14 protein-coding genes are annotated in these 15,372 nt (G+C 44.8%); 2 read left to right on the top strand and 12 right to left on the bottom strand.

The window, feature by feature from the left end; genetic code table 11:
• Positions 1-21: 21 nt before the first annotated feature.
• Together pyrE and rph are read right to left on the bottom strand one after the other, a co-directional pair.
• Positions 22-663: an orotate phosphoribosyltransferase gene (gene pyrE / locus ACN0TT_RS17900; RefSeq protein ID WP_417763509.1), complete on the bottom strand. Its 642-nt coding sequence runs from the start codon at positions 661-663 to the stop codon at positions 22-24.
• A gap of 26 nt (positions 664-689) precedes the next feature.
• Positions 690-1,403, bottom strand: a complete 714-nt coding sequence (gene rph / locus ACN0TT_RS17895) for a ribonuclease PH (protein WP_417763508.1) — start codon at positions 1,401-1,403, stop codon at positions 690-692.
• Positions 1,404-1,546: 143 nt separating this feature from the next.
• Between rph and ACN0TT_RS17890 the strand changes: the two genes are divergently transcribed.
• Together ACN0TT_RS17890 and ACN0TT_RS17885 are read left to right on the top strand one after the other, a co-directional pair.
• A complete protein-coding gene (locus ACN0TT_RS17890; RefSeq protein WP_417763507.1) occupies positions 1,547-2,410 on the top strand; it encodes a YicC/YloC family endoribonuclease in 864 nt (287 codons plus the stop codon).
• 199 nt (positions 2,411-2,609) lie between these two features.
• Positions 2,610-3,830, top strand: a complete 1,221-nt coding sequence (locus tag ACN0TT_RS17885) for a tyrosine-type recombinase/integrase (RefSeq protein ID WP_417763506.1) — start codon at positions 2,610-2,612, stop codon at positions 3,828-3,830.
• Between the two features lie 23 nt (positions 3,831-3,853).
• Here the strand turns inward: ACN0TT_RS17885 and ACN0TT_RS17880 are convergent, their stop codons facing one another.
• The 10 genes from ACN0TT_RS17880 to ACN0TT_RS17835 all read right to left on the bottom strand — a co-directional run.
• The gene (locus ACN0TT_RS17880; protein ID WP_417763505.1) at positions 3,854-5,167 is read right to left on the bottom strand and encodes a DNA-processing protein DprA; all 1,314 of its coding nucleotides are present in this window, start codon (positions 5,165-5,167) and stop codon (positions 3,854-3,856) included.
• Positions 5,164-7,263 carry a RecQ family ATP-dependent DNA helicase gene (locus tag ACN0TT_RS17875; protein ID WP_417763504.1) on the bottom strand — a complete coding sequence of 700 codons (2,100 nt, stop codon included), beginning with the start codon at positions 7,261-7,263 and terminating at the stop codon, positions 5,164-5,166. Before ACN0TT_RS17875 ends, ACN0TT_RS17880 begins: the two co-directional genes overlap by 4 nt.
• Before the next feature lie 194 nt (positions 7,264-7,457).
• Entirely contained in the window at positions 7,458-8,498 is a 1,041-nt protein-coding gene (locus ACN0TT_RS17870; protein WP_417763503.1) for a macro domain-containing protein, read from the bottom strand.
• A 13-nt stretch (positions 8,499-8,511) separates the two neighbouring features.
• Positions 8,512-9,153 (bottom strand): DUF4433 domain-containing protein, encoded by a 642-nt coding sequence (locus ACN0TT_RS17865; RefSeq protein ID WP_417763502.1) that lies wholly within the window; start codon positions 9,151-9,153, stop codon positions 8,512-8,514.
• A gap of 281 nt (positions 9,154-9,434) precedes the next feature.
• The gene (locus tag ACN0TT_RS17860; RefSeq protein WP_417763526.1) at positions 9,435-9,677 is read right to left on the bottom strand and encodes a M48 family metallopeptidase; all 243 of its coding nucleotides are present in this window, start codon (positions 9,675-9,677) and stop codon (positions 9,435-9,437) included.
• 49 nt (positions 9,678-9,726) lie between these two features.
• Positions 9,727-10,026 (bottom strand): type I restriction-modification system subunit M N-terminal domain-containing protein, encoded by a 300-nt coding sequence (locus tag ACN0TT_RS17855; RefSeq protein WP_417763501.1) that lies wholly within the window; start codon positions 10,024-10,026, stop codon positions 9,727-9,729.
• A 144-nt stretch (positions 10,027-10,170) separates the two neighbouring features.
• Positions 10,171-11,535: an McrC family protein gene (locus tag ACN0TT_RS17850; protein WP_417763500.1), complete on the bottom strand. Its 1,365-nt coding sequence runs from the start codon at positions 11,533-11,535 to the stop codon at positions 10,171-10,173.
• Positions 11,535-13,757: an AAA family ATPase gene (locus ACN0TT_RS17845; RefSeq protein ID WP_417763499.1), complete on the bottom strand. Its 2,223-nt coding sequence runs from the start codon at positions 13,755-13,757 to the stop codon at positions 11,535-11,537. The genes ACN0TT_RS17850 and ACN0TT_RS17845 overlap by 1 nt, the downstream gene beginning before the upstream one ends.
• A 53-nt stretch (positions 13,758-13,810) precedes the next feature.
• Positions 13,811-14,497, bottom strand: a complete 687-nt coding sequence (locus tag ACN0TT_RS17840; protein ID WP_417763498.1) for a hypothetical protein — start codon at positions 14,495-14,497, stop codon at positions 13,811-13,813.
• Between the two features lie 29 nt (positions 14,498-14,526).
• Positions 14,527-15,372 (bottom strand): helix-turn-helix transcriptional regulator (locus ACN0TT_RS17835; RefSeq protein WP_417763497.1); only part of this gene is annotated, 846 nt, incomplete at its 5' end.

Genomic DNA, 15,372 nt, shown 5'->3' with positions numbered 1-15,372 from the left:
TTTGCATTCAAACTGAAAGGCTTAAATACCGTACTGCTCACGATAAGCTTTTACCGCCGCCAGCTCCGCATCTTTACCTACTGTTTGTTCTAAATAAGCAATCAAATCTGCCAGCTTGATGATCGAGACCACTTCGCAACCAAAGTCACGCTCAACTTCTTGAATCGCCGACAGCTCGGCCTTGCCCTTCTCCTGACGATCTAACGCAATCAACACACCAGCCAGTGATGCCCCCGCTTGCTGGATGATTTCCATTGATTCGCGGATTGCGGTACCTGCAGTGATCACATCATCCACCAGCATTATGCGGCCTTTGAGCTCACTGCCCACCAAAGTGCCACCTTCACCGTGATCTTTCTTCTCTTTACGATTGAAGCAGTAAGGCGTGTCGATGTCATGGCGATCAGCCAAAGCAACCGCGGTGGTGGTCGCAATCGGAATTCCTTTGTACGCTGGGCCAAACAGCACATTGTATTGAATGCCTGCATCCACTAACGCAGACGCATAAAAACGGCCAAGGCGCGCCAGATCACGGCCAGTATTGAACAAGCCTGCGTTAAAAAAATACGGGCTTTTACGGCCAGATTTCAAAGTGAATTCGCCAAAACGCAGTACGTTACGTTCAAGAGCAAATTCAATAAATTCACGTTGATAAGCTTTCACTATGGCTCCAAATTCAACTTAGCAGATTAACTTAAGGCTGCTTTTTGTGCATCGATGATTTCACGAATACCGTGCTTCGCCAGTTCCAGCATTGACAGCAGTTCTTCGTGACTAAATGGTTCGCCTTCGGCGGTGCCCTGCACTTCAATCATCTTACCAGTTTCAGTCATCACCACGTTCATATCGGTTTCGGCAGCACTATCTTCCACATATTCCAAATCAGAGATAGGCTCACCGTTGTAGATACCCACGCTTACCGCTGCAATGAGGAATTTCAGCGGGTTGGCTTTGATAACACCCTTAGCACGCGCCCAGTTCAGTGCATCAGCCAACGCCACACAAGCACCTGTGATTGAAGCGGTACGGGTACCACCATCTGCTTGAATTACGTCACAGTCGATAACGATGGTGTTTTCGCCGAGCAACTTCATATCAACTGCCGCACGTAGAGAACGGCCAATCAAACGTTGGATCTCTTGGGTGCGACCAGATTGTTTACCACGCGCCGCTTCACGATCCATACGGCTGTGAGTCGAACGCGGCAACATGCCATATTCAGCAGTCACCCAACCTTGCCCTTGTCCTTTCAAAAAGCGTGGTACGCCTTCAGTAAAACTGGCAGTACACAGCACTTTGGTATCACCAAACTCAACCAAAACTGAGCCCTCAGCGTGAGCGGTATATTGACGAGTAATAGTGACGGGACGAATTTGAGCAGGAGCTCGATTACTAGGGCGCATGGTGACTTCCTTCATAAAAAATTTAGCGTGTATTATAGGGCCTACGCCCACTAAGTGCCATGGCAGAGACTATGTTGCTTTAATCACTGCCGCCACGGGTTTATAATCACTGATTCAATATTTGCCAGTAACAGGATTTACTTATGATCCATAGCATGACCGCCTATGCCCGTATCGAACATAAAGCCGACTGGGGTACAGCGTCTTGGGAACTGCGCTCTGTAAACCAACGCTACCTCGAAACCTACTTTCGACTACCTGAGCAATTGCGCTTTTTAGAGCCAGCACTGCGCGAGTTACTGCGCAAGCGTTTAAACCGCGGCAAAGTCGAAGTTAACCTGCGTTATGACCTTGCCAGCACCCAGCAAAATGAGTTGAGTATCAACCAAGATTTGACCCACCAACTGCTAAAAGCAGCCCAATGGGTGAAAGATGAAGCCCGCGAAGGCCACCTCAATATTATAGATGTATTACGTTGGCCAGGGGTTGTTGCTGGTGCAGAGCAAGATATGGAAGCTATCGGCAACGAAATGCTCGCCGTATTCAATAACGCATTGGATCAGTTTGTGGAAGCGCGCAGCCGCGAAGGTGCAGCCATCAGCGAGATGCTGACTACCCGCTTAAATGCCGTGGAAGCGCAAATTGCCATCGTACGCGAACATATGCCAAAAGTGATTGAATGGCAGCGTGAAAAACTCACTTCTCGTCTCGCCGAAGTGCAAGGCGAACTTGACCCTATTCGCATAGAACAAGAGATGGTACTACAAGCGCAAAAGCTGGATGTGGCCGAAGAAATGGATCGCCTAGAAGCCCATGTCAAAGAAGCCCGCCGCATCATCAAAAAAGGTGGCGCAGAAGGCCGTCGCCTCGACTTTATGATGCAAGAGTTTAACCGCGAATCGAACACCCTAGCCTCCAAATCGATCTCTACTGACATCACAGCCGCAGCCGTTGAATTGAAAGTACTTATCGAACAAATGCGCGAGCAGATCCAGAACGTTGAATAGTGTCTATCATCGTCCAATCATGATATTTAACCACTGATTTAAAAGGACTTTAACTTAAATACTATCCACCACCGTCCATAAGTACCCACCAATATCTAGTTATAACTGGTGGGTAATATGGTGGGTATGTTAGTATGCCACCCACCATTATTGGTGGGTAAAAGTGCCCATATAAAAATATCAATGGGGATAACTGGTTATGAGCAAACTGACGGTAAAGGAAGTTGCGGCAAAAGCTAAGGGCGAAGCTGGACGTTATGCCGATGGTGGTGGGTTATATTTTGTCGTGCCAAAATCTGGTTTGCCGTATTGGATGCTTAGATACACGATTAATGGCAAACGCAAGGAGATGACATTAGCAAAATATAGTGATCTATCTCTGGCTGACGCACGCCTTGAAGCTGCACAGCAAATGAAGCAACTTCGTGAAGGAGCTGATCCACTCGTAGCGAAGAAGCGAGCTGAACAAAGCGATCTAGCTACCGTTGACGCACTCTTTGAAGATTGGCACCAAGGTAATGTAAAACGCCTTAAACATCCCCAAATCCCCGAACGCGTTTACCGCAAAGACATCGCTCCACACATTGGCGGCTATAGCTTAACCAGTGTAACAGCACGAGACATACGTGATGTGCTGAACGCAATCACCAACTCTGGTCGCCCAACGATTGCCAACGACGCACTACTTTACTGCAAACAGCTGTTTAATCACGGCATAAAGCTGGATTTGCTCAGCGCAAACCCAGCGAGTGCTTTTTCGGTATCTGATGCTGGTGGCGTGGAACAAAGCAAAGACAGAGCCTTAACTATCGAAGAAGTTACTCAATTCTTTAAGGTTGCAAAGGAAAACAGCGTTAGCTTTGCCCGAGATAACTATCTAGCCTGTGCTCTGCTCGTCACATTAGGGGTCAGAAAATCTGAACTAACTGAAGCGAAGTGGCAAGAGTTCGATCTAACCAATCAAGTATGGAAATTACCTAAAGAACGCAGTAAATCAGGCGTTGGCATCAATATCCCTCTACCGCCTATCGTGCTTGAATGGCTAAAAGAATTGGAAATGCGAGCCTGTGGCTCAGAGTATGTTTTTCCAAATCGCCGCTCAGCCAAAAATCCTCATATGGGGTCAGACACGTTAAATCGCGCCATCACCAAGCTTTTCGGCCATGAAGCTGGCAAGAAAAAACAACCACCTAATTTGATGGGGGATATGGCTCATTTTACCGTACATGATCTACGCCGTACCTGCCGCACCTTGCTTGCAAAACAAAGCACGCCAGGACACATCGCAGAACGCTGCTTGAACCACAAATTGAAAGGCGTAGAAGGGATCTACAACCAGCATGATTATTTTGAAGAAAGAAAAGAAGCACTGACAAAGTTGTCAGAATCTCTCTCAAAGATCATAGTTCTGAGCATATAACGATATGAAATATTGAGTCGCCACTACTTCACTTGATAACGTACGGGCCGATTAAGTTTTGTCGCCACACAATCTTCCTCTGCGCGCTTCAGCCAGTCGTGTAGTTGTGATTTATGTAGTCCAGTAGCTTCAACTAGATAGTCTACTGTAACAGGTCGTTGTGCTAAGCGTTTAAACTCCGCAATAAAAATCTGATAAAAATCAATTCTAGTTGATTCGACTACTTTATCTTCTGGTATCGGCGGAGATGCAATAGGGCTTTGAGGACCTAGCTCATCGACATTGCAATACGACGTTGCATCAAGAACTTCGGAGCCTACCGCACCAAATAAATCTATGTTATCTGCCATTGCGAACAAGTCTTGCGATTCACCTAAAGATGGAGCTTGTTCTTTACTCACTTGAAGAAATAGATCGGATATAATTAAACTTTCCACATCTGCTTCACACCACTTTCCCCCCTTGGCAACTAAATCGGCATTACCAGCCTCTTTGTCGGAGGTAGGTCTCACCCACAATGGAACCCAAGATTTTTTTAAGTTTTCTTCAGCGCCACTCCAAGTTCCACCTTTTTTGCCGGAATGCACTACTAATGAACTATCAGCCAGACAGTAGATATATTTATTCCGCGCCATAGCATTGCCAGCATTGAAACCCGCCTCAGGATAAAACGGCGAAATCAGTACCACATTGCCATTCATTAATCCCTTTCGCCATTTCGAGCTGGTGGCAGATTTAAGTAGGCTATCTGCTAATATTCCAATAACATAGCCATTGGCATTTACCGCACCGAGCATAGACTCCTGATCAACACCTCTTGCCCCACCAGACACAATGTTCACACCTTCATGTGCAGCCTTTTCACCCAATTTTCCAGCGAAAGACAACTCACTCATTGCCGCGTTTCGCGACCCTATAACAGCAAGTCCGCCAGCGTTAAGTAGCTGACGATTACCACATCCGAACAAAACGGGAGGGCTATTAGTGTCTAAGCGTTTTTTTAAACGTTTAGGGTATTCAGGATCAGAACGCGTAACCACCCACAGACCAGCTCGTTGCCATTTTTCCATGGCTAGAGCAAGGCTATGACCACGATTTAATAACTTTACAATCCGTTCAGAACTAATTTTTGAATCGTGCCAGTTACTCAGTAAAGCAGAAGGTTCATTCACTAACAGCTCTGCTGGGCTCAAAGCGTTCTCTTTCAACCACAGGGCAAAGCGTCCCCATTCAGTATTACTGAGGGGCTTCGCATCATCACCAGCGGATTTAGAAAAATAGCTGGTCAGTAGTAATGTAGCTTGGGCTGTTTTAGACAAACCACCGGTTAAATTCATGAATCACTCACAGAAGATGAAGCAAGTGCAATAGGAAAAACTACACCACTGCCTGCTTGTTGTAAAAGGGCTGCTATAACGGTCATCGTCCAGCCAGAGTCCACAATATCATCGACCAATAATACGGGAGCATTTGGAATAATTTCTACAACCTCAAAAGCACCATCCAAATTTCGGCATTGGTGAAAGCGATTCTGCTGACCTTTCTGTGGTTGGTTATTTTTAACTTTGCTAACCGCATGCACGAACGGCAATCCCAGCCGTTCTGCTAGTCGGCTAGCAAAATCCGGCACCAATTCAGGATGGTTACGGGAAGGAACACAACAGACCCATTCCGGCGCAGGATTTGGACTCCAACGTTGCTCAACCATTTCGACCATCGCCTCAACTAATTCATCGGTGAAATGACCGATGTGTTTGTTGTCAGCGACAGTGCGTCCCCAACCAGCATCGCCCCAACGAGATAAGACCCGGCCTTCCTGTGCTCGAAGATGCTGCGGCAAGTTTCCCCGAAATCCATACTCTAAAAACGCATTGGCTGCCACCTGCGCTTTAGGGATGATGACCATTTCCGCATGCTTAAGGAATATACCTGCACGATGTGCCAGTGCAGAGTCAACCGGAGTGTTTATGACTGGATGTCTTAAGCAGGATGAACACTTACCACAAGGTGTGATATCGAAATCGTCCAGTGCTTCGCGTAAAAAGGTCATCTTGCAGCCGGTATCTTCCAGATACGCTTGAACCTCCTGCCATTCCTGCACACGCTGCCCAGTTAAGTGGGCAATTCGGGCGCGATCCATTTGATAGGGGACCGCTGTTCTACGCCAATTACTACCAACTTTAATTACAGGAGCGGGGCTTTCAACGCTGAGCAGCTTCAGCACTTTTTCAATTTGACTGTGCCGCAGATTGGTTTGCTCTTCAATATTGCGAATAGACAAACCATCACTTCGTTCTAGAACATCTAGGATCTCAGTGACATGCCCCTCTGATGGAAAAGCAGAATCACGGAAAAACTCGTGGATATCCTGATCTTCCAATCCCGACATCAACACACCTATAGCGCGATCAATCCCGCGGCCAGCACGACCAACCTGTTGATAGTAAGCGACGATTGATCCTGGAGCTTGGTAATGGATAACGAAGCTGAGATCGGGTTTGTCATAGCCCATACCTAAAGCCGTGGTGGCTACAAGCACTTTAAGTTGATTGGCCAGTAATAGCTCTTCTAGGTGCTGGCGATAGCTATTACTGTCGTCAAAGCCGTCAGCCACAGCGCTGCCATGATATGCCCTAGCATCTATGTCATTATTTCTTAACCATAGTGCTACTTGCTCAGCATCTCGTACTGTTAACGTATAAACGATACCTGTTCCCGGTAGCGTTGGAATAACTTGCGCAAGCCATGCCAGTCGAGACGCTTGATCAGGTGAAACCATCGTCTGCAACGAGAGGCTTTCCCGCGAAAGGGGACCGCGCTGAATTTGAATATTACCAAGTTGACTCTGAATATCAGCAACTACACGGTTATTGGCGGTAGCTGTGGTGCCAAGCACTGGAGTATTGGCAGGTAACTGGCGCAGAATATTCACGATACGACGGTAATCAGGACGAAAATCATGACCCCAGTCAGAAATACAATGCGCCTCGTCAATCACCATCAGAGCTATGCGGTCGGCAATGGGTTGCAAGACGTTTTCAATAAAGTTGTCATTGGCTAGTCTCTCTGGCGAAATCAGTAAGCAATCGATTTGATTATTGAGAATTCGCCTAGCAACCGTCTGCCAATCAGCTGTATTGGTGGAATTCATGGTCTCGGCAACAATGCCCAAACGCTGCGCCGATTCAATCTGGTTACGCATTAACGCCAAAAGCGGCGATACAATAATAGTTGGCCCCATTTCCCTATCACGGAAAATCTTGGTACTTATAAAGTAAACCGAGCTTTTGCCCCAGCCCGTTCGTTGCACCACCAGCAGTTTCTGCCGCTGGTTAACTAAGGCATCGATAGCTTCCCACTGTCCGTCACGAAATTGGGCGGTTGGGTCTGCTAGTGCTGTTTGCAACAATTGTTGAGCGCCTGCTCGGTCCATAATCACTCCTTGATTTGGGTATCTCACTATTCACAAGTTTCCATAGTAGAAATCTACCGGGATAGATGATACTTCAATTTAAAAAATATAACGGTAAAACATTTAGTTAACTAAAATACCAATTAAAGATTACAGGCTTTGATACATATCAGATAACAACAAAGCCTCTAAATAGAGGCTTTGTTGTTATCAATTCAAGCTGTCAGCCAATGCTGGCTACCTAATACTTTTTCTGCGATTGAAATCTGCCGCACGGTAAATAGCTGCTTTCTGGCATTCCATGAATGCACACCTTCCACTATCTGGTCGGTATTTCTTGCCTGCTCATATTTATTCAGCCAATGGACCGTCGCCAGAAGCTCCAGACCTTGCGGCGATTCAAAGCCATCAACCAGTTGCGATACCTTTTCAAACCGTTCACGGGTGTCAGGATGCTGCACCAGAAAGTTCTGAGCCTCTTCAACTGCACCAGGCACAAGATGGAGCTCTTTATCAGGTACATCACCGCCGTCAGAATATCCAGAAACAAAGTGCCCCTCAATCGCATTGAGCACATGACGCAAATTCTGTGCATAAGGGCCATAATGCGCCTTTTCGTATTTCAAACGTAATGGCTCACCGGCCTCTTGCATGAAATACAGCAGCTTATGCACTTCCAGTAGTGACACGGTCGGATCGAGTAAACCTTTCAGGTAGCGCTGCATTAATTCGATTAACACGGCTCTACCTGCGGTCATCTTTGGCACGGCTTTCTGTTTCACCATTCTCTCGTTTTGCGGAGCGCCTGCTGGCTCATACAGCAATACTTGAACATCACTCAACGGCTGCATCGCCGTTTCGATTTTCTCTCGAACCACCAGCCAATTCAATCCACCTAAACCCGCGCCTAATGGCGGAATGGCAATGGATTTAATGCCTAACCTTTGTATCTCTGCAACAAGAGCAACAAGACCAGACTCAATGTCTTCTATGCGGCTCGCGCCCTTCCAATGACGTTTGGTCGGGAAATTGATAATAATGCGAGGGTTGGCAAGCTGTCTTGTTTCAAAGATAAACATCTTGCCTGGCTGCACATCTTTGTTCTTACAAGCTGCAGCGTATGCTTTAAAGTTTTCCGGCCATGCCTTCTTAAATTGCAAAGCGATGCCACGGCCCATAACACCCACACAGTTAACTGTATTTACGATTGCCTCTGCATCAGCACGCAGAATATCTCCACGAGTAATTTCGATCATGTCTACGGCCTCCTCAGTAATACCAATTTGAGTTAATTGTAACAGGCGGTTTGTGCGTCGCCATATGCAGCGTATTCATTACTTGCTGATAAACGTGCTGCAATTGTACAACAATTTGTTCAACCAGATGCCACGGAAAGCTGTGTTCCATCAAAAACTCTGCTTGCTTACCTTCTTTACAGTTTTTCCATTGTGTTGCACCAATTGCAGCCCAATCCAATTCATGAAGCTGTGCTAAATCACTCCTATCTTCAAAGTAGTACGAACCGGCATTGGAAAGGGTAAAGGCCCAACGGAGTCTTTGCTGCTGAGCCCATTGTACTGTGGCATTAAGATCTGCTTGAAGATGGATGATCGGCCCTTGCCCCCCTCTGTATGCCAACTCAGGACTGTCTGCCCGATAAATCATGTAAAGCATGACTGAACGAGGGCAAAAATAAAAAGGCACACATTGACCAACATACAAGCCAGGATGACTATTCAACGTCAATTTGTTTAGACGACGCTGCTTAATCGTGTTCATGCCAATCGTAGTTCCTGCCACATTCTGCGCGATGATTTGCGCATCACATAACAGCCCATTCGAACTCAGGATCGAAGCCAGTCGATCAACATGAACAATGTGATAAATTTTAGGCTGCGCAGGAATCTGCATAGGTCATCCTTTTAGTGAGGCGTAGACAATGTGTCAACCTGATCACAGCGAGACAATTCAAACTCAATACGCCCAATCTTCATATGCTAATGGCAAGCTGTTCAGTAGGTTACAACGCTCACGCCAGTTCGGCATAAATTTATCCAACGTCGCTTAGCTTGGGTGTTACAGCTTCCCCCGCTTTGTCTTCATTTTTACTTTGTTCGAGTTTCGTCCATACCTAAACTACCAATAAAAACTACTGAATATCCATCAAGAAGGACTGTCGACTGATTAACTCACTACAGTGCTAACCCAGCACCATTATGCTTCAACCAAGAAACGTGTTTTTGATAGTCTGGTATAACTTTATCAACCAAATTCCAAAAAGCTGAACTATGATTACGCTCAATTCGATGAGCTAATTCATGAACCACAATGTAATCGAGTACAGCAAGTGGTGCCATCAAGCAACGCCAGTGGAAGTTGAGATCGCCTTTCGATGAACACGAAGCCCAGTGGTGTTGAAGCTCCATGACGCGGATAGCACGGTAATCTACACCTAATTTGGGAGCAAAGTGCTCTACCCGTTTACTAATACGTGATGGTTTTCAAGTGCTTAAGTTTTTCCCAACGCGCTTTTTCCGGCACGTAGAAATCAAACTGCTCTTCATCTTCTAGCAGAAGCTCGATTTCATCATCGTCGTGCCCCTCTGCTTTCAGCTCGCCGACCTTTGCTTGATAGTCCTTATGGAATTGGTCCGACATACGTTTAAGGAACAAGATACCAAAGATGTATTCCTTGTACTCAGAAGCATCCATCTTGCCTCGAAGAATGTCACAAGCTTTAAAAAGCTTGCTAGAAAGTTTAGAAAGTGACAGTTTTTTATTCATTTTAATTTTGCTTATTTAATGTGTGGATAACATGCACATGAGTAAATGCATCTGCAATTTTGGCTTCGGCTCTGATGTGGTTGTATCGAGTTAACGCGATTGTACCTGTTGTATTTACAGGGACAATCGCAAACGTTCTTATAACTAGCAGATTGCACCGTCATTAGTCTTTTCAGCTACAAGCGCTGAAGCCAAAAGCCCTTGAGTACATGGCAGATGCAGCTTTCCGCAAGAGTCATTGATCTCAAATGGAACCAGCCATAGCCTGAGTTTTTTGCCTGTTTCGTTAGAGCAGACATACTCAAGCGGCAGCTCTACAGCTGTATCAAATGCTGATTGCAGAGGATAAATCAAATACATATCTCCACAGCCATCTAAGTAGGTATGCCCATAGGCAAACATTTGATAGAGATCTGCAGTTGAAACACCATATTTAGCAGAGGCGTTATTCTCTTTCTGATCGAGAACTTTCCACTTGGTATCAAGAACAAAACAAGCTTGGGTAGCATCAATGACAATATCCGGTTTTAGTCGAAACCAATTAGCGGAATCATGAGTAACCAACCAATGAGAACGCGCTTGGGCAGTCATTTTGCTGGTGGGCAGCAGTTGGCGTTTAAGCTCTGCAGCTACATATGCTTCAAACACTGCTTCCATGGGAAAGAGTAACGAAAAGGCTTGCTGTGTTCCCAGCATTGACTGCGGCGATAGTCCTTCGAGAATGATTTTCGCCCAGGCTAATGGCATCTCATAAGTGTGCATACTGCGATCTGAGCGAACATTTTCAAAATCTTTAACATAGTCACAGCTAGGTGGAACAGCATCAAAAGAAAAACGAAGTTCCTTAATTAACCGCTGATTACTGGCTAGCCGAGAATACTTAGCGACTATCGTTAGCGCACTGTGAATTAATCGGTTTTCAGCCCTATCGACAGAAAACTCATCAAAATTTACCGCAAAACGTTGGCGGTTAACTAGGTTATAGCGAAGTTGACGAGAGACACTTAGTTTTCCTTTTAGAAATAACAAGTTGTCCTGTTCTCCTCGATAATCACTTCGTAAACCACGTTTTACCAAAACGCTAACTGCTGTCAAAAATTGGCTTATAAAAAGCTCCATAAGGGGCATTTTCTGTGTTTTGATATTGGCTTGGTTAGTTTGTAAGTGTCGAAATTCTTTAAGACGCTTTAACATCCAGAGTAAGGTCATACGCCCCTGTTCTGACGTATAACACTCTGTTTTCCTACCAATTTTGGGTAAAATTTCGATTTGAGTACCATCAGGAGTAATGACAACTCCCGCGAAATTTTGTGCTTGGAGAACTTCTCGCTGATGTTGGATTCGCAGCTTAAAGGCTGCTTGAGCAGCCTCTTTTGATAAACATAATTGTTTTATGTACTCAAATGCTGGACGCGAAATTTGGCGAAAACGTTCTTGTCCATTGCAGGGTAACTCAAAACACAAAAAGTCGTACTCAAAGACACTAATGAGTTTGCCATCACTAACCATCAAAGAGTCCCTGCGGTTTGTGGGTCGTAAATAGCAATGTAGGCAGCAGGTTGTTCCCAAAATTTGTTATCAGATTGAAGCTGATAACTTGTACACGTGTCTATATCGAAATCGGCGTTACTGCCAAACAACGCACCTAAATCAACCTCATTACTGAGAACGAACGCTACCTCTTGATTAGCCTTTTGATTATCACCAAGAACTAAACGAATCTTTTGCCAGTCGTCAAAAAAGTACTCTTGCAGTAACGGAATAATTTTATTTTTGAATGCAGAAATAAGTAGTTCGAAAGCTCTGTCTGGATCTTCATCTTTCGCGGCTTCAAAAGCGGGAAAGAAAAATGCATGACCCAGCGTGTGCTCACGATCGTATAGGACACTGATACGTTCATTCATCGCTGTGAGAAGACGCGATAGATCAATACCTTTGATTAAGGGGTGCTCGGCTATTTTAGATGGGTCAGGCATCAACTCTTTAAAATCAAAGCGACGCCGTAATGCAGTATCCATCAATGCTAACGAGCGATCAGCAGTATTCATTGTACCAATAAGGTAGAGGTTATTAGGAACTGAAAATGGCATTTGCGAGCATGGTAAGGTTACTTGTAGTGCTTCAGTTTGATTCTGACCGCTACGCTTAGAAGGTTCGATCAAGGTTATCAATTCACCAAAAATCTTAGAAATATTGCCACGGTTAATTTCGTCGATAATCAGCACGTAATTTTGGGCTTGTTGCTGTACTTGCGTTTGTTTTAGCACAACACCGTTTGAGTTCAGGTGATCCAAAACATCAGCAACAGTGAGCCGTGATAGTGGATAACAAGTGGAAAGGTTAAAACTGGTATTGCCATTTAGCGCCTTAAACTCGACAGATTTATCTGTTGCTAACCAAGTTATATGTCTCTGATGTCTAAAATCTGAACGACTAGGTACAGCCGATTCAACATATTGATAGTCCCCCGTCACGACACCAACAGCGCCAACCGAAGTTTTGCTATCAATACACAGTACTAGGTCACCAACCTGCATCTGTTGGCTGAAATAGTAGAGGGAGTTTTTCGCATTTTTCCCTAATGATTGATGGTAAGAATTCTCCTCATCACCAGTAAGATCGCCCGTATTTCCCCAGCCAATGGCCCCGATTCCGTTGGCTAAGCAGTAATCTTTGGCACTATTTTTTTGCGCGCTTTCAATTGAAAGCTTCCAAACCTGGCCAGATTTGTTAATTTCATTATTGACGGTATAACGGCTTGCTTGAGCATCTTCACAGATTTCTCTAAAGATGCCTTTCTTCACGAAATAACGGATTACATCAGGATTCTCTTCGCCACTGAGCGCACTTAAGCCTTCAACAAAGTCCTCATAGCCATAGCTCTGGTGAAATGTGACAAAACGAATACGCTTATCTTTAACTAGTTGATTGTATTTATCCTTCAACTGTTTCCTAGAACTCCAACTAAATTCAGGTTCGGCAACAGCAACAGCGGATTCTATTGTTGAATAGGTTTTGCCCGTTCCTGGAGGGCCAAAGAGGATTTGGTTCAACGGCGCGATGAGATCACTATAGGAATCATCATTATCGGGATTATCCGAGTCATCACTATCAAATTGCTCACCACTTACTTTACCTTCAAGCTCATCAGCCTTTCGCCATAGCTCCATACCGTATTCCAACGTTGTTTTGGTCCCTCGATACTGTAACAACTTAGTGTAAGCAATTGAGTGAGTTAACGGTCTTTCATCAAGTAACACATTAAATTTTTTAAGCTTGTAAATAGGCAGAACTAAAGGAGCATTATGATCTTGATAAATAAACGCCAGTTTCCATTTTAGAACTTGCTCAAAATCCAGTGACTCAATTTTTTCGAGTTCTGCGTGCTTAGCCGCTTGAATAACCAACAGTATTTTCGATTTGATGTTAGAAAATGCCTGTTCTGCCGATGAACCATACTTTCGTTTCCATGAATATACATTGTCAGAATCAATAAATTCTCGAATCCCTTTAGGCTCAGATTTACGTTTATAAATGCCGAATTTAGAAGCATCACCACCTTTAATGGAGCCTAAATAGCGACCAGCACCAAATTCAATCCAATACGCAAATGTATTTTGATCATCTACGGATGTGTACTCTTCAAGACTCAATGACTCTATACGCTCAACAGGCCATTCATGAAGAAATTGCTCTAAAAATTGTTGGCGTTCTTGATTACTAATACTCATGTAACTTAATTTCCTTTCCTTGAAATAAACTGGAGGACTTCATTTTCAGCTTACTAAAACGACTCTTTAGTCATTTCTAATCCCAAACGTATTTTGCAAGATGTGACTTTGCTCTTTGCTGTCCAATGGTTACTGGGGAATTGTCCGGAATTGATAACATTGCCTGATTCTTTAGTCACATGGATCACACCATTCCAATGTGACAATCTGGGAGTCTCCTCACTTGGGTCTAATAACAACAGCTTTGTGATAATTGACCCCGAGTTATCACTGTCAACGAACTCGTAACCAACGACAAGAGCCCAATGTGCACCACCTCCCTGCCAGTCGATCCAAATAAGTACAGGTTTATCATCATCAATAGCATCGGCAGTTTTATGCGCTAGTTCCTTGGTACTTTTTGCTTTAATTGGCTCAATGTTAATCTGTGAATAGGGAGAGTTCTTGAAATAGTTGCCTAAACGAACCAAATCATCCTCATCAGTACCATCTCGAACCATCGCGTTAAATTCATATAAACTGTTCATGAACTTACCAATTCGAGTTCGCCCATCTAATCGAGCTAAACTAGTCACTTCGTCGCGAGTTACAGCACCTTGATAAATCAACCCCATCAATACGCTGTATGGCCCGCAAGCCCCGTCCATATCCCCTTGTCTTAGTGCGACTTTCTCATCATCGGATGTTTTCACACCTTTAAAACTAAGCTCTAGACGTTCAAGAATCCTTATTTGTTTCATAACAACTTCCTTTAACACCGACTCATCAGCTAACTTGAATAGTGAGCCAAGGCCTCTGACAGCTGACGCTTAATTCCGTCTCTTAACGACTTAGGCTCAAGCACCTCAATATTGACGGCGTGAGACATTATCCACCAGCGCAATTGCCAGCTATCGCTTACCGTAGCGGTGACCAATGACCATTCGTCGTCGACTTTGCTAAGTTGCATATCCGTTGACAGCGGTTGCTCAGCAAGGTGATTAGCTTGTTGTGCCCTAACCCGTGCTTTGAATAAGATTGGTTCAGAAGCATCGTCACTTTTGAACTCCATTCCACCAGCATTGAGATACGCCTGCAGATCAAACTCTCGTTCAGGGTTTTTAGCCCCATAAAGCTTCGCATCATGCATACGGTGCATAGCGAACCGTCGAACATCAGTATGCTCGCCAACAGTCGCTAGCAGATACAGTACCTGACCACGCAACACCAAAGCTAACGGTGCCAATCGATAAGCTTTGGGCTCAGACTGATGAATCGCTTGATACTGTACATCGAGTTGTTGTTCGCGTAGCACCGCATTTTGTACTCGTTCCAGCACGTTTTCATTGATGGCTGGCGGCTTGCTCGATAGTTCAGGCCCTACACTTGCGAATTTTTGCGACCAATTACCCAACTCCTTTGAATTAGATAAGGTGCTCGCAGCAAGAGCAAATTGCGATGCTAGCCCTTTGAATAACGACTTGGGTAATAAGGACGTCAACGAGCGTTGGACCAATAGCAGTGAGACACTATCGGAAAATGAGAGTCCGTCGATCAAATGTAAGCGGTTAATAAACCCCACATACCAATAGTACCCACACTTTGACATAGTGCCTTTTTCAACGGAGGCACTATG

The organism is Shewanella sp. (genome assembly GCF_048265805.1).
Classification (GTDB): domain Bacteria; phylum Pseudomonadota; class Gammaproteobacteria; order Enterobacterales; family Shewanellaceae; genus Shewanella.
The sequence above is the reverse complement of the archived record's forward strand: the minus strand, read 5'-3'. Positions and strand labels throughout refer to the sequence as shown.

Bases quoted from the DNA above. Each gene is read 5' to 3' on its own strand.
- rph (WP_417763508.1), bottom strand. From the start codon at position 1,403: ATGCGCCCTAGTAATCGAGCTCCTGCTCAAATTCGTCCCGTCACTATT.
- ACN0TT_RS17890 (WP_417763507.1), top strand. From the start codon at position 1,547: ATGATCCATAGCATGACCGCCTATGCCCGTATCGAACATAAAGCCGAC.
- ACN0TT_RS17885 (WP_417763506.1), top strand. From the start codon at position 2,610: ATGAGCAAACTGACGGTAAAGGAAGTTGCGGCAAAAGCTAAGGGCGAA.
- ACN0TT_RS17880 (WP_417763505.1), bottom strand. From the start codon at position 5,167: ATGAATTTAACCGGTGGTTTGTCTAAAACAGCCCAAGCTACATTACTA.
- ACN0TT_RS17875 (WP_417763504.1), bottom strand. From the start codon at position 7,263: ATGGACCGAGCAGGCGCTCAACAATTGTTGCAAACAGCACTAGCAGAC.
- ACN0TT_RS17870 (WP_417763503.1), bottom strand. From the start codon at position 8,498: ATGATCGAAATTACTCGTGGAGATATTCTGCGTGCTGATGCAGAGGCA.
- ACN0TT_RS17865 (WP_417763502.1), bottom strand. From the start codon at position 9,153: ATGCAGATTCCTGCGCAGCCTAAAATTTATCACATTGTTCATGTTGAT.
- ACN0TT_RS17855 (WP_417763501.1), bottom strand. From the start codon at position 10,026: ATGAATAAAAAACTGTCACTTTCTAAACTTTCTAGCAAGCTTTTTAAA.
- ACN0TT_RS17850 (WP_417763500.1), bottom strand. From the start codon at position 11,535: ATGGTTAGTGATGGCAAACTCATTAGTGTCTTTGAGTACGACTTTTTG.
- ACN0TT_RS17845 (WP_417763499.1), bottom strand. From the start codon at position 13,757: ATGAGTATTAGTAATCAAGAACGCCAACAATTTTTAGAGCAATTTCTT.
- ACN0TT_RS17840 (WP_417763498.1), bottom strand. From the start codon at position 14,497: ATGAAACAAATAAGGATTCTTGAACGTCTAGAGCTTAGTTTTAAAGGT.